The 25,163-nt window shown below is 38.0% G+C and carries 15 protein-coding genes; 6 read left to right on the forward strand and 9 right to left on the reverse strand.

Features of this window, described 5'->3' with window-relative positions:
• The first annotated feature begins 150 nt into the window (after positions 1–150).
• Together CA2015_RS17395 and CA2015_RS17405 are read left to right on the forward strand one after the other, a co-directional pair.
• Positions 151–1,290 carry a PKD domain-containing protein gene (locus CA2015_RS17395; RefSeq protein WP_084011857.1) on the forward strand — a complete coding sequence of 380 codons (1,140 nt, stop codon included), beginning with the start codon at positions 151–153 and terminating at the stop codon, positions 1,288–1,290.
• A gap of 448 nt (positions 1,291–1,738) precedes the next feature.
• The gene (locus tag CA2015_RS17405) at positions 1,739–2,770 is read left to right on the forward strand and encodes a serine hydrolase domain-containing protein (protein WP_048643054.1); all 1,032 of its coding nucleotides are present in this window, start codon (positions 1,739–1,741) and stop codon (positions 2,768–2,770) included.
• Positions 2,771–3,093: 323 nt separating this feature from the next.
• Here CA2015_RS17405 and CA2015_RS17410 read toward each other — a convergent pair whose 3' ends face one another.
• The 4 genes from CA2015_RS17410 to CA2015_RS17425 all read right to left on the reverse strand — a co-directional run bounded on the left by CA2015_RS17410 (position 3,094) and on the right by CA2015_RS17425 (position 9,575).
• Complete coding sequence (locus CA2015_RS17410) at positions 3,094–3,537, reverse strand: hypothetical protein (RefSeq protein WP_157470528.1); 444 nt, start codon at positions 3,535–3,537, stop codon at positions 3,094–3,096.
• 37 nt (positions 3,538–3,574) lie between these two features.
• On the reverse strand, positions 3,575–5,182 hold the full coding sequence (locus CA2015_RS17415) for a RagB/SusD family nutrient uptake outer membrane protein (protein WP_169786497.1): 1,608 nt from the start codon (positions 5,180–5,182) through the stop codon (positions 3,575–3,577).
• Between the two features lie 19 nt (positions 5,183–5,201).
• Positions 5,202–8,729, reverse strand: a complete 3,528-nt coding sequence (locus tag CA2015_RS17420; RefSeq protein ID WP_048643057.1) for a TonB-dependent receptor — start codon at positions 8,727–8,729, stop codon at positions 5,202–5,204.
• A gap of 138 nt (positions 8,730–8,867) precedes the next feature.
• Positions 8,868–9,575 carry a FecR family protein gene (locus tag CA2015_RS17425; protein WP_048643058.1) on the reverse strand — a complete coding sequence of 236 codons (708 nt, stop codon included), beginning with the start codon at positions 9,573–9,575 and terminating at the stop codon, positions 8,868–8,870.
• Between the two features lie 650 nt (positions 9,576–10,225).
• On the opposite strand from CA2015_RS17425, the gene CA2015_RS17430 reads away from it, so the two are divergent.
• Positions 10,226–11,005: a hypothetical protein gene (locus tag CA2015_RS17430; RefSeq protein ID WP_048643059.1), complete on the forward strand. Its 780-nt coding sequence runs from the start codon at positions 10,226–10,228 to the stop codon at positions 11,003–11,005.
• 33 nt (positions 11,006–11,038) lie between these two features.
• Here CA2015_RS17430 and CA2015_RS17435 read toward each other — a convergent pair whose 3' ends face one another.
• The 5 genes from CA2015_RS17435 to CA2015_RS17455 form a co-directional block, all read right to left on the reverse strand.
• Positions 11,039–14,254, reverse strand: a complete 3,216-nt coding sequence (locus CA2015_RS17435) for a CHAT domain-containing protein (RefSeq protein ID WP_048643060.1) — start codon at positions 14,252–14,254, stop codon at positions 11,039–11,041.
• Positions 14,251–14,973 carry a tetratricopeptide repeat protein gene (locus CA2015_RS17440; protein WP_048643061.1) on the reverse strand — a complete coding sequence of 241 codons (723 nt, stop codon included), beginning with the start codon at positions 14,971–14,973 and terminating at the stop codon, positions 14,251–14,253. The genes CA2015_RS17435 and CA2015_RS17440 overlap by 4 nt, the downstream gene beginning before the upstream one ends.
• The gene (locus tag CA2015_RS17445) at positions 14,966–15,535 is read right to left on the reverse strand and encodes an RNA polymerase sigma factor (protein WP_048643062.1); all 570 of its coding nucleotides are present in this window, start codon (positions 15,533–15,535) and stop codon (positions 14,966–14,968) included. The genes CA2015_RS17440 and CA2015_RS17445 overlap by 8 nt, the downstream gene beginning before the upstream one ends.
• Positions 15,536–15,625: 90 nt before the next feature.
• Positions 15,626–17,818, reverse strand: coding sequence for a hypothetical protein (locus tag CA2015_RS17450; RefSeq protein WP_048643063.1), 2,193 nt, complete (start codon positions 17,816–17,818; stop codon positions 15,626–15,628).
• 220 nt (positions 17,819–18,038) lie between these two features.
• Positions 18,039–19,250, reverse strand: coding sequence for a hypothetical protein (locus CA2015_RS17455; protein ID WP_048643064.1), 1,212 nt, complete (start codon positions 19,248–19,250; stop codon positions 18,039–18,041).
• 1,538 nt (positions 19,251–20,788) lie between these two features.
• On the opposite strand from CA2015_RS17455, the gene CA2015_RS17465 reads away from it, so the two are divergent.
• From CA2015_RS17465 to CA2015_RS17475, 3 genes are all read left to right on the forward strand, one after another.
• Positions 20,789–21,598 (forward strand): tyrosine-type recombinase/integrase, encoded by an 810-nt coding sequence (locus tag CA2015_RS17465; protein ID WP_048643066.1) that lies wholly within the window; start codon positions 20,789–20,791, stop codon positions 21,596–21,598.
• On the forward strand, positions 21,598–22,773 hold the full coding sequence (locus CA2015_RS17470) for an IS91 family transposase (RefSeq protein WP_048643067.1): 1,176 nt from the start codon (positions 21,598–21,600) through the stop codon (positions 22,771–22,773). Before CA2015_RS17465 ends, CA2015_RS17470 begins: the two co-directional genes overlap by 1 nt.
• A 331-nt stretch (positions 22,774–23,104) precedes the next feature.
• Positions 23,105–25,159: an ATP-binding protein gene (locus CA2015_RS17475; protein ID WP_048643068.1), complete on the forward strand. Its 2,055-nt coding sequence runs from the start codon at positions 23,105–23,107 to the stop codon at positions 25,157–25,159.
• Positions 25,160–25,163: the final 4 nt, after the last annotated feature.

A 25,163-nucleotide genomic window follows, 5' to 3' on the forward strand; every position in this document is an offset into this window, starting at 1 on the left:
TATCTGACCGAAACACTTAATTTGATAAATAATAGACCTAAGTGGTTGATAGCATAGGTTATATATTGGCAACTCATTAGCTAAGCATATAAATAATTGGCGAAAATGATAAATAAATATTCTTATGCGTTATAAATGTTTCTTCGATAAATGAGCAAGCTGAAAATTTGTCTGTTTACTATATTGGCTGTTTTTTGTGCTTCTTCGGTGAAGTCGCAAAATGAATCCCCGAATGAGACCTCCGAAAATGAAATACTTTTCAAAATTTTTCAATTTCCTAATGATCAAATGCCACGTATAGATGGGAAATCGGATGACTGGGAAATAGTACCAAATTCATATGTATATGGCAATGAAATGTTGAAAGATACAGAGGATGGATTGGGAAATGCTATTGATCATACCAATGATTTGGATGTAAGCGTCAAAGTAGGTTGGGTAGAGGGTTTGAACAGGTTATACTTTTTGTATGAAGCTACTGATGATTTTTGGGATTTTGGGAGGTTTAGTAACAAGGGTTACCTGAATGATATTTTCGAAATAGTGGTTGATGGCGACCTTTCCGGTGGTCCTTTTATTTATAACCCGGTTTATACTAAAGAAGACCTGAATTGGGATAGCCAAAAGGATACCTATTTAGAAAATCATTTTACTTTCAGTGGTGTCCACGCTCAGAATTACCATATCTATACCCCGCCTGTTAATAACGCATGGGTTTTGATTTGGGGAAACCAACATTGGATAGGTGATTTTCCTCAATCCAATTATGCTTATGATTACAACTTTGAACCTGGGGAGGAAGGAAAGCTCGTTTTGGAGTTTTGGGTTACGCCTTATGATTATGCCCCTTTTGAAGGCCCTCAAAAGGCCATTGAATCGGAACTCAATCAGGGGGAAAGCATTGGACTCTCCTGGTCCATATTGGATTTTGATGGAGGGGAAAGAGAGGGGCATTTCAATTTATCCCATGATACGCGCATGGTAAAAGACGCAAGCTACCTGCGCAAGTTTAAATTGATGCCAATAGAAAGTGAATTAAAGGATTTGATCAAGGCAGACTGGTCCTTTGAAGTAATAGATATGGAAAACATGCGTGTATCCTTCAGAGATGAATCACAAGGTGAGATTTTGAAATGGGAATGGGATTTTGGGGATGGAAATTACTCAAACCAACAAAATCCCATCCATCAATTCAAAGAAAAAGGAATTCACAAAGTGGTGACCTTAACGGTAGAAGGGCCTGCAGGTAAATCCAAGCACACCAAGTACTGGGAAGTAATGATTAGGTAAATACTATTTTGCAGCAAGGCTTTGGCTCTTATAGCGTAGGAGATAGTGATTCAAGGAAAAAAGATATTGTCAACTTCCTGAAATGGTGAAAGGCAAGATGGATAAATTTTTTATAGGATTAATGTTTTGCCTCTCCTCTGTTGGTTTTGGCGTAAGCACTAGGCGTTTTTATTATTTTAACCTACTTTTCCCACAAAGCTATTTGATCCTTGCTGTTTTGCTTCAAAACCTTTCAACAAGTCAAGCAGATCTACCTGGAAAGTCGGATTATATCCATTTTCAATAAATATGTGGTCTATCCCTTAGATTTTTTTTCCGAAATACTTAATTTGATAAATTATTAGCCTAAGTGCTTGGTAGCATTGTCGATACATACAAAATTCCGAGGCTAAATAGACCTATCTAGAATTGGTGTGATTTATTGGAAAAACTGTCGTTCATGTAATTTATGACTAAAAAGAAGACCTTAATAATCAGAATCATTTTGTTCGGGGGAACGGCAATTTCCATGTTTTTTGTGCCATGGATTTTGGTTAAAGCCTGGATTTTACCTCTTCCTGATACTATTCAAGAACAAGTAGAGGAAGCAATTGGGCACGGTTTTGACGGCATGATTGTATATGTGGACCAAGCAGGGAAATCACCGGAACATTATACAGGTGGTTGGAAAGATAGAGAAAATAAGATACCAGCTGACCCAAATTCATTGTTTAAAATTGCAAGTATTAGCAAGTTATATACTGCTGTAGCAGCTACTAAATTGGTCAAAGAAAAGCGTTTGTCTTTTGATAAAACACTTGCTGATTATCTTCCAGAACTTATTGGTAGAATTGAAAATGCTGAAGAAATTACCTTGAGGATGATGATTCAACACCGTTCTGGTATTCCAAATTTCACCGATAATCCAGCGTATTGGGAAAACGAACAAGAAAATGGCAATAATGCTTTAGATTTTGCTCTAGATCTACCTGCTAGTTTTAAACCCAATGAAGGATATGAATATTCCAACACGAATTATTTATTGCTTCGTAGGATTATGGATGATGTTTTAGGGTATAGCCACAATCAGTATATCAAAGAGAAAATATTGATTCCACTTGAGCTGAAAAACACTTTTTTTTCGATTACTGAAGTCGATTTAGATGATGTAATGAGTGGATATTATGTTGGGTATGAGGAAGATTTAAAAGCCCGTGACTATGGGATGTTGGCTACAGCAAAAGATGTGGGTACATTTTTACGGGCCTTAAACGATGGTTCGGTATTTGATGAAGGAGAAAAGGAAATCTATCCTTATGAATACAATCATGGAGGTTTGGTAGTTGGCTATCAAAGCCTTGCAGAATACCACAAAGATATAGATGCGATAGTGGTTCAATTTATCAATACCACAGATTTTAATGGTTATGAATGGAACTTATCGGAAATTACAATTAACCGAATTGTAAAAATCATTAGAAAGAATAACGAGGTACAATAACCAAGCCTACTGACCCTTCGACCCTTCGACAGGCTCAGGGACCAGACCATTTTTCCGAGATTTGTTTTTCCTCTTTTGCTTTTTAGCGCTTAGGTGATAAAAAAGCAGGGGGTTATAGGTTTTAGGCTAATGACCGCCACCAAGGCCGAAACTGGAAGAACTAGAACCAATACGGAAAAAAAGAGATCCTGCCATTTTTTGGCAGGATCTCATTGGTTAGTTAACTGGTAGGACCAGCTTCGCCATCAAAGTGGCTCTGACCATTGGCCCCGATTTTTCAAAGGGAGCACTCAGTTAATTAAAACATTAATTGTTTTGATTAACTATGGTTGAAGAGTGATCGAAATGATCCCTGAATCAGTGTCTCCTGAAAATACAATGGTAACAGCATCCCCTACATTGTTCAAACCAGCTTCGGCCTTTGTGTAGGTTACGGTAGCAGTCAAATCGCTGGCAACCGTTACCTCTTTTAAAGACCCTTCTAAAGGCAATAACTGTAATGCTCCATCAGGATCCCATGAAGGTATCTGGTTTTTTAATACCTCTGCTTTCATCACATCTCCCGGTTTTGCATTTGGAAAATAGGCATTAATGGTGAAATTAGGATCTGCTGCCGTCACGCCATTTGATGTGACTTCAGATATACCCGTAAAGATCACATTACCATTTTCATCTAAAGGGATGTCAAAATAGGGTTGCTCGGTACAACCCATCATTAATACAAACGACACTATGAATGATATCGATAATATATTTTTAGTTTTCATATTTATTCAACTTTTTGATTAAATGAATTCATCGAGACTAATTTGTTTGTGTTGGCAAATACCCAAAATTCTGCTGAATTTTCCCATTGTTGTTCATTTCATCTCCCGGTATTGGAGATAACAAATGCTGAGGAGTAAAAGCAAAGTTGAATATTTGAGGTTGGTGTCCAACGAAGTTTGCAATGCTTGAGATTTCTTCATCGCCATAAACAATGCATCGTCTTGTACGACGCTGATCCCAAAGCATTTTGTTTTCAAATACCAATTCCCAAGCACGTTCACTGAGTATTTCTTTCAGTGTAATCGATGCGCCATTTAGAGGAGCCAAACCGGCCCTTAGTCTTACTTCATTTATCCCTTTTTCTATTTCTGCGGGACTTTCACCCAATGCCCAATTTACTTCTGTGAGCATTAATAATATATCAGCATACCGGTAATGTGACCAATTCAGTCCAGACCCATTCACTGACTTTACAGCTGCTGCATCGTAGTATTTGAACAGGTGGGGCGGAAACCGAATTGTGTCGGATTCATCATCAATGTTCGTATCCCAAGTAAAAAACATTGCTCTTTCCTTGGCACGTTTGTCATTGCTACCATAGGAATCATAATAATGCTGAGCTGGTACAAATGAACCGTTCTCATCAGATTTCGATATTTTAGTCAATAATGGTAAAGAAGGTTGCAATATGCCATTGTTATAACCTGGTTGGGTGGAATATTGTACTTGAAATATAGCTTCTCCATTATTGTTCATAGCCGGGTCATGCAAATCATCATAAGTTCCCAGAGCATAATTGCCATAAAGCGCGTCAAGCTGGGTTTTCGCTTTTTGCAAAAATGCTTTAGCACTTCCACCGCTCACAGGGTACTCTTGCATGGCCCAAGATCCCTCACCACACCAATCTTTACTAGGATCAGTCTCTACCTCCTGGTATGGGTATCCGGAAACGGTAAGGTATACATCAGCTAAAATAGCTCTGACAACATCCTGTGTTACACGTCCGTTGCTTGATTTACCAGCTGGGACCGCATTTAGAGCAAATTCAAGATCAGGGATAATTACGTCATCGTATATCTGCTTGAGACTGGTTCGAGGTAATGCTGCTTCATTTACATTGTCAAGGGGTGCGGTGATCATCACTGCGTCGCCCCAGTACCGAACGATATTGAAATAATAGAATGCACGTAAGGCACGAACTTCTCCCTGATATTGAGCCAATAGGGCTTGCGGTAGGTCTACAGAAGGAAGCAAATCCAACGCAAGGTTAGCATCCTGAACTCCAGCATACCAATTTGACCACTGATTATTGAAATTATCCAATAGGTTACCTGTAACCTGGTTTGTAGCATATTTATCGAACTGGGCATGTGGCTCGCTTGTAAATGCGCCACCCGTAGGGAATTCCAATGTGTTAGGCAAAATATTCCCCCAATCTCTGGCACCACCTGTCCAGGAAGATAGCATTCTGTATGCACCAATAGCTAAAGGTTCTCCGAATTCTCTAGCCGTCAGATCCCCCTGAGCGGTAAGCTGATTAGTAGGTACTTCCTCCAAAAACTCCTCGCAACTACTTAGGGTAAAAAAGCATACCAATAAGAAAATTACGGGTTTTATCACGATATAATTATTATTGTATTTCATGTTATTAGCTCTTTTTAGATCAGAAATTAACATTAACTCCTAAAATGAAATTTGTAGGATTAGGATATTGATATTTATCAATATTCTGAATATTAGATCGCCCTTTATCCAGCGAACTACCTTCTGGATCATACCCTTCCATTTCTATTGCAGTTAACAGGAAGAAGTTCTCCATTGAGTAATAAACCCTCAAATTATCAATACCTACCAATTTAGGAAATGTGTAGCCTATCGAAGCTGCTTGCCCTCTGATAAATGCTGCATTGTAAATTTCATGAGTATCGGTAAATGAATCGTAACGTGCACCGGCATTACCCGCTCTAACCTGAGCTACTATTGTTCCCTCTTGATGATCCGGACGCCAGGCATCCAACACCCTATTTACCATACCTGACACAAATTGACGGTCTTCAGCAGACTCATGCACAATGGCTTTGTCTACCCCACCAACAAATTGTATGGTAATATTTGCATCAAAATTCCCATAAGTTAATGAATTGATAAATCCACCGTAAATTCTAGGATAAGAATTACCAATAATATTACCATCAGAAATTAACTCGATTTTTCCGTCCTGGTTTACATCTTCAAACTTCAAGTCACCAGGGACCCTACCATAGCGCGCAGCCAAAGCAGCTTCCTGTGTGCTATATACACCCATACGGTTTAGCCCAAAGAAAGAACCTATTGGTTCGCCAACTCTATATACTGAAGTAGCGTTTCCTGCACCGGTATCAACGAAAACGTCGGCGTTTGTGGGACCAAGTTTCAAAATCTTATTTCGATTGGCAGACAAGGTCAGGCGCGAATTCCATGTGAAATTTTGCCTTTGAATATTGGTGGTTGCCAATCCGATTTCTACTCCCTTGTTTTCTACTTCTCCTAAATTTACAAAAGCACTACCGGGTGCACTTGAATTTGGTAATGGAAGATTAAACAACATGTCACTCGTTGTTTTATGGTAATAGTCAGCTACGATATTGAACCTGTCATTGAATAGGCTAAGGTCTATTCCTATGTCCCACTGAAAAGTTGTTTCCCATTTTAAGTCGGGATTACCTGTAGATCCCGGATAGAAACCGGATCTTAAGCCATCACCAAACATCACATTCGTCGTGTTGATATACCTTTGGGTTACAAAACTTCCGATTTCCTGATTACCTGTCTCACCGGCACTGGCTCGAACTTTAAGGTTAGAAATTACTCTGCTGTCTTCCAAAAACTCTTCATTGGAAATTGTCCAGCCTAATCCAATAGATGGAAAGAATGTATATTTATTGTTGGGTCCAAACTTTGAAGATCCATCCATTCGCCCGGTTGCTGTCAACATGTATTTGCCATCATAAGCATAATTGACACGCGCAAAATAGGAATTAAGGGCACTTCTTTGATTTGAAGAAAGGGCTACTGGTGTATTGGCACCTGCATTTAAGTTATTATAACTATAAAAATTTGATGGAAAATTGGAGGCTTGCGCTTCTAACCATTCCATTTGAGTTTCCTGCCAGGAAAGCCCAAGTACACCGGAAAAGGAATGCTTGTCAATTATTTTATCGTAATTAAAATAGTTTTCATTCTGCCAATAAAACCATCTTTGATTACTTCCTCTGGCATCCGAACTCCTTGTTCCCTGGAAATCCCCGTTGAACCATCTACTGTCTTCACTTCTGCTATCTATGGCGAAATTGGACTTAAAACTTAAATTATCTGTAATTTGAGCGTTAAGTACTACACCACCAGTCAACTGTTGGTTTAGATAATATCCGTCTCTCTGATCAGTTGTGTACACAATATTTCTCCAATTTTCTCCAACAGGAAAATCTCTACCAGTACTCCAGGTACCTGCATATATACCAAATTCAGGATCATCCGGATACTTGGTAGGCAATATTGGCCATGTCTCTGAAACAGTTCTCAGTTGGTCATCACCTCTTGTGTTTTTTGCCCTTGAATATAAAATGTTTGTGCTTACACCCAACCATTTATTCAATTCGATATCCGTTGTAAATCGGGCATTTGTACGCTTGTAGTAAGACTGCATCAAAAGGCCATCCTGATCAGTATGACCCAGGGCAAAGGAGTATTTTGCATTTTCAGAGCCACCACTCACATCAATATAATGGTCTTGTGAAAAGGAATTATCAAAAGCGATATCCTCCCAGTTCGAATAATATCTAGGTTTGTAATAATTGCCGTCATTCCCAACCAGGTCCATAAAGTAACCTCCCTGAGGAACCTGTTCAAACAAATGAGGCATTTCAGACCATGAAGCGCCTGTACCTTTACCCCCTCTGAAATCCTTTGACTTATCCAGGGTGCCATACTTAGGCGTGTTGGTAAACGCCTGCTCATAAAGGTAGAAAAATTGGTCTGCAGTAACAGTATAGTTATTTCTCTGCATGGTTCCCAAGGTTGCCGAACCATTATAATTAACTTTCACTTCACCAACCTCTCCTCGCTTGGTGGTGATGATGATCACGCCATTTGCTCCTCGAGTACCATAGATAGCAGTGGCTGAGGCATCTTTCAGGATATCCATTGATAAAATATCCTGTGGGTTGATGTTTCTCAAAGCATTGCTAACTCCAATAATCCCATCGACTACAAATAGTGGATCACTGTTTGAATTAATAGAGTTTGTACCTCTGATTCGGATGATTGGATTGGAACCTGGATAGCCAGCGCCTTGCTTTACTACCTGAACGCCTGAGACCTTGTTTTGTAATGCTTGTCCAATATTTACAACCGGCCTGTCTACAAGCTCCTTTGTTGATACACTGGCAACGGAACCTGTGAGATCACTTCTCCTTTGCGTACCATAACCTATCACTACTACTTCATCGAGGCCGCTGATATCTTCAGTCAGTGTAACGTTGATTACCGTTCTAGTCCCTACTGTCTCACGTACGGATTCGAATCCTATAAATGAAAAGTCCAATATAGCATTCCCATCGGCTACATCTATCTCATATCGACCATCTAAATCAGTGACAGTTCCGTTTTGAGTGCCGACAACGCGGACATTCACTCCGGGGATACCCTCAGGATCAGTTTCAGTAGTGACTTTCCCGCTTACTGTAATAAGCCTTAGGGCAGCAGTAGCACTGGATTGCTGAACCTTTTGCGGTTTATTTTCCCTTGGGGTTATTACAATACTGTTTTCATTTCTTACATACTGTAAATCTGTATTAGCCAGTAGTAGATCCAGCGTATTTTTAAGTGTTCTCTTTGACTTACTTAACGTTAGGTTTTGATGCTTTTTGATTTGACCCGACTTATAAGTGAGCTTGTAAGGAGTGCTTTCATTTATCTTTTTGAAGGCACTCAAGAGTGATTCACCATTTAGTTCTATGCTGACAACAACATCTTCAAGTTCCGGTAATTGATTGTTGGCTTTGGTAGTAGCGGTAGTAGTAATCATAAAAAGAAATACTAAAAAGCCGACTCCTAGCGTTTTAAAAGGAATTGCCAATGCTTGACAATTCAATGGATGAAATCCATGATTTTCTAATAGGACACGATACGTCCTAGATAAGTAAAATTTCATAGTTTTGAATTGGGTTAAGTTAATTGATAATGACTGAATCTATGCCTTTTGTTAGGCAGTGCTGCTTCGGGTGCAACCGGGGCAGCTTTATTTTGTTTTCTGGATTTTACATAGGCATATTTTTTACAGATATTTAGTTCAAATAAAATAGATATTGCTATTTTCCTCACTTGAGGAAAAAGCATTGAATTTTGTCGATGCTTTATGGACCTTATCTAAGTCTTCCTTCAAATCAAGATTTGCAGTAAACCTACACTTCCTATGGGTATCAATGTCGAAAAGGAACTCAACTTCAAAGGGCTTTTGAAGTGTAACAGCAGCCTCGCCAAACTGGATGTTTTCAAATTCTAAATTGCTTTCCTTCCAAGAAGCTATTGACCCCGCCACTACTTCATTAAAAGAAAAGTCCTCAGGGAATCTTATCGTGGAACCGGAGTTCAACCAGATTTTATTGCTATCCGGAAGAATCATGTATTCTCTTTCACCAATACCAGCTGAAAGAGATGTAAGGTCTTTTTGGTTGATGGGTTCAGTTTCTTTTGAAAGAAAAAATAAGGATGTCAAGCAGGCAAAAAAAATAAAGGCTGCCGCAGCCCAGTACCCCTTCGTAATTGTCTTAAATGATTTTGAAACATTTAATTGAGTAGGCTTTCTTTCCTTGGTTTTTAGGTGTAAATCATTAATGGATAGTAATTTATAACCCAGCTCAGTACTAGGGAGCTTCCACGACTCTTGCATTTTTTGGTTCAAAGTATCCTTATAAAAAGGATGACTAAGCATTCCATATAGCGCATCTTTCTCTAATGGCAAACAGGTGTTGGCTAGATACTTATTGAATAGATGCATAAATTGGGCATTAGTATTCAATACCTTGATAGTTTATTTTAAAATGGTCATTAATTAACAAATTAAAAGTAATATAACCAAATTTAAACAAAACTGTGTCCTAATTAAAGGTCAGGTTAAACAGATCGGTTTTTGACTCGTTTAAGTTGCATTTGAAAAAAAATGCTTGTATTACATTCTTAGGAGGTTTTTTGTTGCCATCAAAGAGTCTCTTAAGTCATTTATTCAATTCGATTTTAAACCCGGATTATGTAATAAAATGTCTATTGCATATTTCGGGTTAAAGCACCTATTTAGTCGAATCAATACCATTAGATTGGAGAGAAGCTCCCCAATTTTGTAGTCGCTACCTTCCAAATACATAAGCCTACACCATTAGGAACAAATAGCTGAAAACCTATTATTGGAGTATCACCTTTACTTTGTTGTCGTACTTGCTTATTAGTAGTATCGTTTTTTTCAGAAGAAACTACTATAAGGATATTTTCCTTTGATAATGGTACTTTATCCTGCTATCGTAAAACCAAAAAATAATCATACAAATAAGGAGTATTTTAATGTAAGGCATAGAACAAGCCTATCTGTAAAACTTTGATAAAATATTTTGATGACATTTTCCTTTTATTCCGATAGAAGGTAAAATAACCAATATGAAAAAGATAAAACACCTCAGCATAATGCTGATTTTGACAGGAGTACTAAGTTGTATTAATGACGATAGTGAGATTGACAATTTACAAAATGTTCAAGCCCAGTTTTGTGATAATTATGCAGGAGCGGGTGCTGCCTATTGGAATATGTCTAATGGTATATTTGTACCATTAAATAAAGTCCCTATAATTGAAAATCCAGGTGGTCGTGTTTCATTTAATGAACAGCCTCTTCTTAGTCTTGAATATTCAGTAGGGTACACAGGAACGGGTATAAGAGATTCGCAAAACTTTCCGATAGGGATTGACATAAAACGGCTTGACAAGAAGGTGTTTTATCGTTGGATTCCTAATGTAAGTTTTGTTGGTGTTTCAGATTTTAATCAAATTATCGCCCAAGAAATCAATACCATGTTTGCAGAGGTGGGGTATAATCCTAGCAATGGATTCGATCCGATTTGTTCTCGAAATGAGAGTCAAAATTTTGAAGGCATGTTGGTCAATTTTAATGGCAGAGTAATACAATTTGGAGAATTCACAGGGATTGTATGGGTGCGTTCTATGGTCGTCCCAGGCTTGGGAACAGTAAATTCTGCCATTCAAATTTCTGCGGCCCCTTCGGTAGAGTTTGATGCGCGTACTTTAGACACTTTTTTACCATTTAACTTTCAACTTTACGTTCGGCCTGATGGTGAGGGATTTATTGATAATGATCGGGACGGTAGCCCTGCACATCTGGATCCGGATGATAATGATCCTAATGTAAGACATCAAAACTAATTTGAGTTGGTCAGTTTTAGCAGAGCCTTCGGTTTAGGATAAACCGGAGGTTTTTCTTTTCCTAATTATCAAGAAAACAGCCAACACTAATAATAAGCCTATACCTAAGTACCAATAGTAATTGACAGAAGGGGATAGCTTTATAGGCAGGGTGTCTCCCATTAAAATTAAACCAGCCCAGTATTGCGGATGAATCGTCCTTCCCTCTGCTTGATTTAAATAATCCAATTTTGCATTTCTTAAAGCCTCATCCTTGGGAAGGCCATTTTCAAGGTATCCATAAAAGCTGTCTAGGATTTCAGCACTTGATTGCTCATCAATTTGCCAAAGACTGGTCAAGATACTTTTACTTCCTGCATAGTTAAAAGCATGGGCCAGTGAAATCATGCCCTCACCGGGCTGATAGCTCGGCAGACCCGTTTCACAAGCCGTTAAAATAGCCAAATTTGAATTTAGATTTTGGTTGTAGATCTCATAGGTATACAGGTAATTATCATTGATTAGGGTTGAGTCGGAAATGTTCTTTGCAAAGACCAATCTCGACAGTTCGGGATTTACATTGTTCGATTCCGCATGGGTGCTGATATGTATAATCTTGTGCTCATTCGCAGTTTTAGTGAATATGCTTTTGGATGCTTGCTGATTTAAAAACGACCTGCCTCCAAATCGTTCAGAAAACCTTTTAGCAATAGCGGCACTGAACGGTTGGGGCAATAAAGTCAGGTAGGTTTTATCAATATCGATGGAATCGTTAATGGCCATTTCGTATGCTCTCTTCATACCTTCATCAAAGGTAGGGGCGTAGGCTATAAAGTCATCTTTGAAATTCAATGTCTTTCGATTATCATCCAATAGTAGCAGGCTATAATTGTAGGAGATATTATGTTTGCCCAAAAGGCTTTTGGTTGCAAGTTCTTGATAGGAATTGATTTTCTCCGAAGTAAGAAGTTCAAAATTTAGGTTGAACAATTCTTGATCGGGAAATATAATAATATTTTCGGTTTCAATTCTATTTTGGATAGGTTCCCAAAGAGACTGATACAAAAGTGAGAAGCACTCAAAAGTTTCAGAACTGTTTATTCGGTAATCTGATAGGGTTGTAATACAATCCAAGCATAGATCGGATGGTAGTGGCACCATCTCCATACGGTCTTTGGTTAGGATGAAGGCAACGAGCCTATTTTCGATGAACAGATACCGTACTGCAGTGGACGAGTCATCAATATTTTGCTGTAGATCGCCCAAAGGGGTCAATACAGTGCTATATTTTAATTCATAATATTGTGGATATTCTGTTTTTATTTTAGCAAGGTAATCCTCCCACTCCAATAAGCTAGCCTTCCAATCTTCCACATCAAATTGAGTTTCTTCAGTAGAATCAAAAAAAGAATTGATTTTCATGCGCAATAATTCCTCTTCCTCCCTGATACTTTCCGGAGTTAGCTTATTTTCTGTTAGATTGAGTCGTGTTCGGATTCGATGGTATATCGAAGATTCATGAAGGTCAATGATTTTCTCCAAATACTTCTTATCACCTGTTATGTCAAACATTTTACGATAGACCTTTTTACCAAAATCGAATAACTCTCGACTGTTTTCTAATAGAACATTGATATCGGAATCGTTGGTGATCAGCGATTTTTTCCTTTCAATTCTTTGAATGGCATTCTGTATAATGTCGGTAATTTTACCCAAACTTTCCACTGTTTTAACGGTGTCCATTTCATACTGGGCTTTGGTAAGGTAAAGCAATAGCCTTAGTTGGTTTGGGCTAAAAAATTCCTCAGAAATTACATTGTTAAACGGCTGCTTCTTGTAGGAGTCCAAAATTTGATTGCTCAGTCCAATGGCACCTTCATAATCTTTTTGATCAAAAAATATCTTGACTTTGGCTATTTGTACCTCATTTGCCAAATAACTATCTTCACCATAGACCGAAATAACCTTAGCAAGGGTAGTATTGATAGTACGAATACCTTCTGAAAACTTATTGAGATTTGAATAGGATTTGGCCAGGTTGATATTGGTATAGACCTCATTTTGTGAAAATCCTTGCCCATTACTGTTTTTATAAGCCTGAAGCGTGCTTTGGTAATAATGCATTGCTTCTTGGTAATTACCTTTTTGAAAAGCTAAGTCGCCCAATACCCCGTAAAGATTGGCTTTGTAAGAATAATTTTCTCCATTGATTGAGTTTAAAGAGATTTTTGCTTCTTCCAGATAAGTTTCTGCTTTATCTAAGTCATTGTTGTATAGTAACGATTCGCCTACCATCAGGGCGGCACCGAAATACTGTATGGTGTTTTTTAAGAAGTGTTTTTTTGCATGGTTATATCCTAGCATGGCAATTCTTTTTGCCTTTTCCTTCTCACCCAAATCGGAATACAGGCTGCCCAAATTTCTATAGGAGATAATAAGGTTTCCATGCACTTTTTCCGTTAAGGGATGGTTATTGGTTTTGTTCAAAAAAGCATTGTAATGGTTTATTGATTTTAGTGTGAAACGCATGGCATCATCAAAATTGCCAGAGGATTGTTTGACCAAGAACCAATTGCCGTAGATGGTGCCTGGGAGATAATCGGTTTGTTCTGGGTCGTTAACGGTTGAGTCCAAAGCATTGATTGCCTTTGTAAAATAATAATTGGCACTATCAGGTTTGGTATTAAAATACATTAGTGCTCCTTTGTAATTGTATATTCGTGGCGCCAAAGGGAAATTTTCGGAATCATTTTTCTGTATTAAATCAAGAGCGTTGTCCGTGTGTGCGATCAATAATCCAAAATCGCCCATTTTGAGGCCTAACTCGCTCAAATGAAATTCAGATTCCACCATTTTTTGGATATCACCCAATTCTTTGGCTAAACTGTTTGCTTCTCTCAAATATTTTTGTGCCTTTGATGGAGTTCCTTGATCTATGTACAGAATTCCCATTCTTAAATTGGCCTCGTAAGCTATTGGGTCTTTTAATTTTCTGGAGTCTATCCGGTCATATAAGTCCAAGGCTTTTTCAAAATCAGTTTCCGGATTTTGTAAGAATTCTATCTTTCCCAAAGGATAGATCAGATGTCCCAATAACGAATTTTTGGGATTGTCCATTTCCGCTTTAATCACCTCTTGGGCATTTACGAACTCATTTAAAGCGATAAGGCTATCTATTTTTATTAAGACAGCCTCTTGCTGTGCGTTTGCATTCCAAAATAGGGCTACGCAAAGTACGGCAAGCAATGCATGGAGCTTCATATGCTTCATTCTTGAATTTTTTTCAGAAGCTCAACACTCTTTTCGTCTTCAACCATTTTTAGGTGTTTAATGGCTTCTTCGGTATTGTTGTTTTTTAATAGCCCAAGAGCCAAATAATAATGGGCTTCTTTGCTAAATACGGAAGCACTAGAATTCAAGGTAGTTTTAAAAAAAACAATGGCCTTATCTGTATTCCCTTTGGCCAAATAGGCACTTCCCAAGAAATAGTTCAATGTGTCACTATCTTGATTTGTAAGCAATTGCTTTTCCCATTTAGTGATGGCCATATCGTAATTACCTTGCTTATAATTAACCATTGCCTCATAAAAGGCATAATTGTCATTGTTGCCCATAACAGTGGGAAGACCTGGATCAACTGTGAAATAACTTTGGAAAAGCTTCTCGTTAGGGCTTTGTTTGTTAAAGAACCAAATACCCAATGATAACAATAGGGCAATGCTGGCAGCTATAGGGTACCAATAAGATTTATGCTTTGCGCCGGATTTCTCTTTATGGCTATCATGGAATAGGTCCATCAAATTTCTGAGACCTTCTTCCTCAATGGCAAGGAACAGTTCTTTAAACGCATCAAACTGTTCTTTCAGGACTGGATTACGGTTCAGTTTGTTATTGAATTCTTCTTTTTCTTTAGAATCCATTTGTTCTAAAAGTATTCTTTCGAATTCTTCTTGCTGTTCTTGAGATATGTAATTTGGGTACTTATCCATTGTTTTTGGTTTCCATGGCCAATGCCCTTAGTTTTTCCATACATCGGTATTTTTTGTTCCGAACCGAAGCCGATGTAAGTTGTAGGTCCTTTGCGATTTCGTCCATCGCCTTTCGCTCAAAATAAAACTGGGTCAAAAGCTTTTTGCAAGAGGCACCAATTTGTTTCAGGGCCTCATGCAGTGCATTCAATTTACTTTCCTCTTCTTTTTCATCCCACTGCTCTTCGTTGTTGGACCGCATGGCAATGAGCCCTTCATCAGAGACCATTTTTTTAAAGTGGGCAGAACGTAAATAATCGGTCCATTTATTTTTGGCTATGGTAAAAAGATAGGCTTCTAGATCACTATTTTCTTTGAGTTTATCTTTTTTGATGTTCCGCCAGCAAGAAATAAAAGATTCTTGAAATACATCCTTGGCTTGAGCTTCATTACCATGGTTATTAAAAACATAGTTTCTGAATTTTGGAAACATATTTTGATAAACCTCTTGCATCACCTTCTGCTCATTATTTTTAAAAGCGGTAACTAGCTGATTGTTGTTCTGATGTAAAGTGTTCCCCATGCTTTTTTTGAAAGTATGGGGAATTTACAATATTTTTTTTTCTTTTAGAAATTATAGAAATAAAGCATATTCTATGGCAAGGAGGCTCACCTATTGATTAAATATTGGCGTAATTTCTATTGTTACAGGTTCTACCTTTATATTTTGAACCAGTTCCTTAGAACGAGCTTCAGCTGTAGCCTTATTGCAACTTTCAAAAATAATAATGCTTCCTACCCCTGAATTAAATCGCAACATTCCATCCCCTAAATCTTCCAATTGTCTTGCATCTAGCACCCTTTCTTGGTTCACCACGCCATTACTGGAGGTAATGATTCCTTTATATCCGGAAGCGCCTTCTACCGCAGCAAAATCAGCAGAATAAGGAATGGGACTAAAAGCCTGATAACTTATATTATTGGGACAGCCTATATCTGAGATCTCCCTTAGGTTGGATTGCCTAGTGAATGACACAGTAAATGATTCACAATTTTTCCTGTTGATCATGGTCATACTATCCCGTCCGGCTTCTGAAAGTTCACCTGTAATTTTATTGCGTATGTACAGGATAACCGTTATGGTTTCTTTATTTTCACCACTCTCTAATTCAGATTCCAGTGCAGTGCTGATGTACGACACATAATTCTTTTTTGTAATAATTGATTGGCCAAAATTGCTGGAATTATCACCAATATCCTGAACCCTTCCTCTGTACTCATTTGAAGTACTCCAATGAAATTCAAATTCTTCAACTTCGAGCTCAATGTCGGTAATTGCAGTTACTCGAAGCTCAGTGGATTGTCCTAAACAGAGTTCAACATTATCCTGCTGCAATTTAACTACCGCATCTATTGATTTAACGTTCCAGCTTTCAAAATTAAAGGCCTTAGTGCGTAGTCCCCCGAAATTGGAATAATAATTTGTTGCTTTTATATTCCTATTAACCACCTCAATTATTATTTTAGTTCGTTGATATCCAGTCTCAATTAACTCATGATCTTGAATAAAAGTATTGGGAAATGCACCGTTACCTGACACTATAGTGTAAACGTCTTTTAAAATGGTACGCAAATCATTGCTTAATCTTACATCTTCATACAAGGCAGGAAGAAAAATGCTTGTTGCTTCCTTAAACCTATTGTCTACAACTTCTTTAATTACTTCAGGATATTGCTCTAGTACAGGGAGAACAGCATTGTAGAGTTCATTTTCTTTATCACTGCCAAATGGTGGCAGTAATGCTTTATTACCACTAATGTCAAGCAGCGTAGGTAAAAAATAGTCGATCACATAGGTTTTTTTATTGAGTTCGGCATACAGGCTACGTTCTTCCTCGGTCATGTTTCTCTCCTCAGCATTGGCCTGACCTGCACCAATAACAACCACTTCGTATTCAGCCACAAATTCGGAGGCAGGGTTTACTGGCAATAAAATAGGGTCCGTTTTTATTGTGTTTTCAATGGATGCTTGTTGTGCATTTATTTGCTGCACTGAATTGCCCAACTCTAACATTTCAATTTTGTTGGTCTTGCCAGCTTCCAATTTAAAATTCTCAAAAGCAGTGGAGGTGTAATTTGGAATATCGATAAGGTTACCGTTTCTATCCGTATAACTTTTTTTGTAAATGATAACGTTAGACCTTCTGGGCAAAGAATTTTCTAACATAATACGAGTGGAATCAACACTGGACAGTGTGACACCACTTTTGGTGCTTTCATCGTTAAAAAAAATCCTTTTGTTTATTTGGGTTGAACTGTTTGGAAGTAATTGCGCTATAAAGTTTTGTAAAATTTGTTCATAACTGCCTTGACTGTAGAAGAGTGGGTTACTCCTGAACAAGGTTTGCATTTCTTCTACAAAATTGGAAAAATCTGTACTTTGCCCAATACTATTTAAAAAGGCACTTTTTGCACTATCTGGCAATAAATAATAACCTAGGGCATAATAGAGTATGACTTCGGCGGTGGTTTCAATCGACAGTTCTTTTCTTTGGTCAGAGATGAACCCGGCAAGCAAAACATTATTGTCCGCATCCAGTAGGTACCCAATTTCTATAGTTTGGCTGTTAAAAGGTACTTTTCCAATTCCATTCGCGTTTATATCAGCATTAGCGCCTAGTGAAACCAAGGTGCTCTTTGATAGGTCCACATTAGATCCATCGGGCAACAATATTTGTACGTTTGTCCTGTTAAACGCTCCATTATCATCTTGCATAAATTCATCTGCATCATCCGTTGAAGTACAGGCTATCAGGGTGCCAAAAAAAATAAAAGCCAATAGGATGCTTTTGCTTAAAATTTTCATGTGTATTTAGGTCAAATGTGGTTACTATTTCTCAATTAAACTTTTGATTTTAGGCCTTTACCCAAAACCTGATCTATGGAATCCTTTCAAATACCAGTCGCTGCTTCTTCCTAATGGCTCCTTCGAGTAGCCTGTCCTTTTGGATCAATTCAACGATATTCTAAGCATTTCTATTAATCTTAGATCTGTAATTAAAGGGAAAGCGTTCTAAAGCGTTTTGTTAAAAGGCCTTTTCAACTTTAACCCATTCCCTATTTCCAAGGTTAATGCCTCCGTTGGGATTGTAGAATAGCTCATCGTTTTTAATGTAGTTGCCCTCACTATCCATCCAATATTGAGTTGAACCTGCATTTACCTGATAATTTTTTCCATCAAGTGGATTGTATACAGTTTCTTCTTCGTTTATCATATTGATAAAGTTTTGTTGGGATCTATCACTGCCAGAACCAAATGTACGGTTCATGAACGATGCGTGGTTGGCATCCTGTGCCGCCCAAATCCCTCTCATTTTCTGTTGATGCGCATTAAATGCCGCTTGTCTGTTTTGCATATTTATCTGATGTTGTTGAGCGGCTTTTTGTGCGCGTACCTGATTTAACTGCGCAACATACTGTTTCCATTGCGGGTTTTCTTTAGCGTTGATTAACGCATTCTCAAAAGCTGAAATGGTTTCCATAAAATGCTCTTCATCAACAAACATATAGTCGGCGCTATACATCCATAGGGTCATGGTGTCTATAAAACTCAATGACTGCTGCATGTAAATTTTGCCCACTGTGACCAAAGCTTTTTGGCCTTTATTATTTTTCCATACTGTTGATATCATTTCCAATTGAACTTGCCCACCACTTTCAGTTCGTATTTTTTCTTGAAGGTAGTTTTCTAATTTTGGCAGTTTAATATTTTCTATAAATTGAAATCCACTGTACTGCATTCGCGGTAATATTTCTTCTTTAATGATATTGTGATTACTTATCATTGGTCGGTGCAAGTTTGCGGTTCCAGAATTTTGCATGAATTGATACGTTTGCGGATTTTGATAGGAAATATGCACCTTTAAAGGCGTATTAAAGGATTTTAGATTATTGGGGCCTTGAATCTGAGTCAAAAAAACAGGGATTTTTTGATCTAAAGTGTAAGTAGGTTTAGATATTACCTCCCAATCGGCTGGGTAGTTTGAGCTACTTACCACAATACCAGTTCGGGCATCCCGAAATTGATGGGTCTTTAGTTTATTATTTTTAAACTTTTGGGTATGTCCCAATTTTTCAGCTTCAGAAAGTTCATTTTTAAAACTGGATTCCGTAGCAAACCCTTCTTCATACTCATCATCATAGTAATCATCGTCTGAATTGGTTTGGGCTGAATTTTTACTTCCGCATGCAGTTAGCAAAATTAAAATAGCAATAAGGTGGATGGCGTAGGCTTTCATTTGATAATTTTTAAAGGTTATTTTACCTGATATCGTTTTAAACCTAAAATGTCATCACTTTTGGTAATACTATTATGTAAATGATAGCGCAAGGATCAGCTCATCCTATCGCAAATTCGGCTTGGTATGGGGAATGGTTTTACCTCTTTTGTGTTTTAGTACTTGGGTTATTGAAGCGAATTCAGCATCAGCAGGTAATAGATTGTCTATTGCTAAAGAAAGTTGAAAACTTTCAGCATTGTAGGTCCAAGTTACGCTTCGCTAAACTTGGAACAGTGGTACCAGTCGTACCGGAGGCTGAGCCTGTCGAAGCTTTAGGAATCCCCTCCCGGAGGCTGAGCTTGTCGAAGCCGTAGGAATCGAAGAACGTTAGAAACCACACGACTATTTCTATCCGGATTGAATTCAGGATTTATTTAAGAAAGTTGAAAACTTTCAATATTGTAGGTCCAAGTTACACTTCGCTAAACTTGGACCAGTGGTATCGGTGGCTGAGCCTGTCGAAGCTTTAGGAATCCCCTCCCGGAGGCTGAGCCTGTCGAAGCTGTAGGAATCCTCTCCCGAAGGCTGAGCCTGTCGAAGCCGTAGGAACCAAACAAGGGTACTTCGGAACTGGGGTAGGGTACTTCAGAACCTACCCATTGGAGTTTAAAACCTCAATTACCCACCTTAAAACAGGTGTGGGGTACTTAAAACTGACAAGCTTGGACCTTTTAACTCGAATTTCCCGGTTCAGAACTGATGTTTTTCACCTCCAACCTGAAAAATTCGACCAAAAACTGACAAGAAATAGGGTAAATATCGGAAAATCCGACAAAATTTCAGGAAAAGTCTTTGGATAAGCTCAAATTTTCTAGGTTCAGAAGTGGGGAGGGGTACTTCGGAACCTACCCATTGCAGTTATTAACCTCAAAATTCCAGTTCAGAAGTGGCTAATTGAACCTTTTAGCCGGAAATTCCCGCCTTTTTGGCAGTTTTTTTTAGGTTTTAACCAAAACATTTGACCAAAAACTGACAAGAGAGAAGGTTTAGAGTAAAGCATTTCAGTAAAATGGGGGTTAAAATGGTGTTTTTACCGAATTTTTTTGATTAGAACCTATTCTTGGATTACAAAATGGCTTAGCATGGAAAAACAAAATTGATTAAAATCAGCAGATTGTAGATTTCAAAGGGGCAATTGTCTAAAAAGGTGTAAATTCTGCATTGGAGAATCATACCTTTCTTGGATTATCCGTTTGTAAACGGATAACAAACACTTAGCTCAAAACCAATTGTATTTTTTAAAACCCCAGTTTAAAAGCCCTAATAGGCTTTTTTATTTAGAAGCATTTAGTTAGTTTAGTGGGGATATAATAGATATATACGTAACTCCCCAGGGAGACTTTTTTGTATACAATCGTTGAACAAAACCTCCTGCGTCGGTAGTTTCACTATTTTTTTTGTGTTAATTCACTTATTATCAGTTGTGTATATTATTTTTATTCCATGTATTATCTTTAAACTTTACTAATCATGGAAAAAAAAGCCTACGTCAACAGATGTATGAGGAGATGCGAATCAGGAATTACTCTCCCCGCACGATCAAGACCTACATTGCAATGGTGTCTTTCGTATCAAGGCATTTTGGCAAAAGCCCGGAATTCATTAGCATAGCTGAGTTAAAAAGTTATCTTTTTCATAGAGTGGAGCAGGATAAATTGTCAGTATCCACTGTCAATCAAACTATCAGTGCGTTCAAAATCCTTTCCAAAGATGTCTTGGGTAAAGATTGGGATCCCGTAAAAATTAAACGGCCCAGAAGGCCCAAGATTCTCCCGGTCGTTTTTTCAAAACAAGAAGTATCTCTTCTATTGAACGGGATCCAAAATCGAAAACACTATTGTCTGATAGCCCTTACTTATGCTGGAGGATTGAGGCTAAATGAGGTCATCAACCTAAAGTTTGGCGATATCGATAGTGACCGGATGCAGTTGAAGATCCGCGGAGGAAAGGGTTACAAAGATCGGTATACTTTATTGCCCAAAGCATTGTTGTCAAAGCTTCGGGATTACTACAGGCACTATCGCCCCAAGACGTATCTTTTCGAAGGTCAGGTAATTGGCAAACCCTATAGTGAGTCGAGTGCACAAGCCATTTTAAAACAAGCGATGCATCGGGCAGGAATAAGCAAATGTGCCTCTTTCCATACGCTTCGTCATTCCTTTGCCACCCATCTTCTAGAACAGGGTACCAATGTCAGGGTAATTCAGGAGCTGTTGGGGCATAAATCATTAAATACCACCACCGTTTACCTGCATGTAAGCAATTTTGATTCCGGACAGGTCAAGAGTCCGCTGGATGGACTGTGATGGAAACGGTAAACAAAAGGAATGATGGTACAGAACTTTCCGATATTCTGAAGCATCACAGGAAAACCTTTCTATCTAAAAAAGGTAATCTATGTACTGATCAGCACAAGGCCTACAGAGATATTATTTCCTGCAGGACTTCCAAAATGGGTAGCCATACCCTCACCTGTAATACCTGTGGCGATACCCGGACGAGTTACAATAGTTGCCGGAATCGACACTGCCCAAAATGCCAATATGTAAAGCAGCTTATATGGGTTGAAAAACTCAAGTGCAGGCTGCTTCCGGTAAGGTATTTTCATATTGTATTCACGGTACCCGAATTCCTCAAGCCTCTGTTTTACCTCAACCAGCGAGAATGTTACCGCATGCTCTTTGCCTCTTCGGCCCTTGCGGTGAAGAAAGCAGCCTCCAACCCAGCCTTCCTGGGAGTTGAAAGCGGTTGTCTATCAGTGCTACACACTTGGGGACAGTCCCTTAACTACCATCCACATATTCACATGCTGGTACCTGCCGGTGGACCTGATCCTGACCATATGGAGTGGGTAGCAGCCAACAAAAAGTTCTTTGTACCCGTGAAAGCCCTAGCAGGGATATTTAGAGGTGTGTTTATGGAAAAACTAAGAAAGGCTCTGGCCGAAAGAGTACTACGTCTTCCTGAAAACCAAATGGAGCTGTTTACAGACGGGAAGTTGCTCAATAAAGCCGCTTATGAAAAAATCTGGCATATACATATCAAAAAAACATTCCGCGGAGCAGGTCAGGTCCTAGCCTATCTGGGCAGATACACCCACAGGGTTGCCATCAGCAACAGCAGGATACTAGACACAGATGGAAAGACAGTAAAATTCCGGTGGAAAGACTACCGCGACGGAAGACAGAAAACGATGGAACTTAGTTGTGGAGAGTTTATAAGAAGGTTTATCCAACATATACTTCCCAACGGTTTTTACAAAATACGGTACTACGGGATTCTCGCCTCTGCCAACAGCAAGACAGTCATGGAGGAGTGTTTCAGGCTTCTTAGCAGGATAAGGACCCTTTCCCCATTTGAAGGTCTGAGCACCTACGAATTATTAGAGAATATTCTGGGGGAGGGGCTATTTAGCTGCAGTGCTTGTAAAACAGGGAAAATGGTCTTTGGACTGCCAGAAGGAAAGGGAAAGGAGCCATAATACCGAACTTACCTTCGTTCTTTGACAGTTTACAATTATTTACAAGGGCAATGGCTTTCCAGGGAGAAATGCGTTCAGTAAGCAAGCCAATAATCGAGACCAGAAGATAAATCAGGAAAAGCCGATGCCCATATTAAACAATGATAGTATTAAAAGGCAGAACCAAAAGAGATAAATGCCCATAAACGGGGGAAGGCTTTGTCCAACAATGTTTTAATCGCAATCTGAAACCCTTAATTCACTAGTTGTTTTTTTCGTAGATTGCGTTTAAAACACTTTACGTTACCAGCCATTTGAAAAAAGAGACCGTGCAATATAAAAACAACAGATTATGACGAAAATATATAGATTACTCTTACTTGGGATTTCATTCATCTTGTTGGTTAGTTTAGGCTATTTCATAAGGCAAGATTTTTCGTTTCTAATTGATGATTTTTGGTTCACTTCTGGACTTTTATTACTTATTCTTCTTTCATTAATTGACCAACCTCATTTTTCCAAGGATACGAATGTTTTTGTAAACGCTGTTACCGCTGCAATTTCTTTGTTGTTAGTAAAATCTGAAAATCGTGACTTCCTTTTCTGGACATTTCTTTCATTCATTATCTATTTAACAGTTAGTAGTTACATCCTGATGTGGTTAAGACAAAATCCCCTGAATCAAGAAAGAAAAGGAATTCAATTTTTTTCAAGATTAAATAGACAATTAGGGCGACCTGAAGCCATATTTTCAGCATTTTTTCTCTGGGGCGGTATCAGACAATTTGGGATTACGTCAAATGAATTCAATATTTTATTATGGTTCTGGATAATTTTTATGATTCTGAATATTCCTACACTGGCAAAAACGATTGAAGGAATTTTTATAAAAATGAAAGAAACCAATAACCAAGAAGCAATTGGTCAAATATTCGGTGTTCAATCCAAAAATACTTTTCTAGTTAAATTATCAGAAGACAGAACACAAACCACACGCATTTTTGACTTTGTTGAATTTAAATACTCAATTGACAATAAAATAAAGAAGGGACTTATTCTTGATGTTTATCTCCTTAATCAAGAACAATGGGTCAAAGTGTTAACCACACAGGAGATTGAACGAATATTTTCAAATAAAGTATTATTAACATCGCATACTCCTGATTTCGTTTATAAAATTACGGAAATACCAGAGACCGATTATTTAGAACGTTTAATTGGGTTAATAACTGAAAACTCAACAATTGAAAAAATAAAATTTATTTACAATTCAAAGGCATCAATTACAGAAGGTCAACTTCTTGAATTAACCGTTCGTAATGAAAGGGTTCTTTATCAAGTTGTTGAAGGTATGACAAGAATTGAATTACTTGAAAATAAGAATCAAACAGGCTTAATTATTGTCGAAGCAATTCAGTTAGGGACTTGGAACAATGAAACCTTAAGGTTTGAACAATTTGGATGGGTGCCAAGTATAAATACACCTGTTTACCTAGCAACTAACATCGATGACGTACCTTTAGAGCAATCAGAGTATATTATAGGAAACATCCCTGGAACTAATTATCCAGTGATATTAAACAAGGAGGTTGCGATAACCCACCACACAGCAATTCTAGGTGTAACTGGCTCTGGTAAATCTGTTTTTACTAGAAATCTAATTAGACAAGTTGTAAATGAAACTACAAAAGTTATTGTAATAGACTTAACAGGAGAATACAAAGCCAAAATTGAAGATATACAACCAATAATTAGCGAAGATAATGCAAATAAAGCTTTTGAATCAATTGAACTAATTGCAGCAGAAGAAAGAAAGTTTCCTAATCAAAGAGATTATGATTTAATAAAAGCACAAGAAGAGGTTATTAAAACTGAGTTCTATAATTCTATTAAAATATTCTTAGAAGGAGAACCTAATGAAGCTATATTTGAGTTGCCAGACATATCGAACAACTCAGGTATAATTGAATATACGAAATGGTTTTTTTGGGTTTTATTTAAAACGGCGAAAACAAAACAAAGCTTTGGCAAAAGAGTATGCGTTGTTTTAGAAGAAGCCCATACTATTGTTCCTGAATTAAACTCAATGGGAGTTTCTGATTTTGCCTCTAAAGCAACCGTTAACAGTATTGCACAAATTGCATTACAGGGAAGAAAATACAATATTGGTTTCTTTGTTATAGCCCAAAGAACAGCAAATGTCTCAAAAACTGTATTGACACAATGTAATTCAATTATTGTATTTCAAGAATTTGACAAAACAAGTAGTGATTTCCTTTCTAATTATCTTGGCTGGGAATTCATTAAGGTGTTACCGACTTTAAAATTTAGACAAGCAATAGCCGTTGGAAAAGCATTTAAATCCAATGTACCGATGATATTTGAAGTACCAAACTTAGACACTTAATAAT

It is taken from the genome of Cyclobacterium amurskyense (assembly GCF_001050135.1).
Lineage (GTDB): Bacteria > Bacteroidota > Bacteroidia > Cytophagales > Cyclobacteriaceae > Cyclobacterium > Cyclobacterium amurskyense.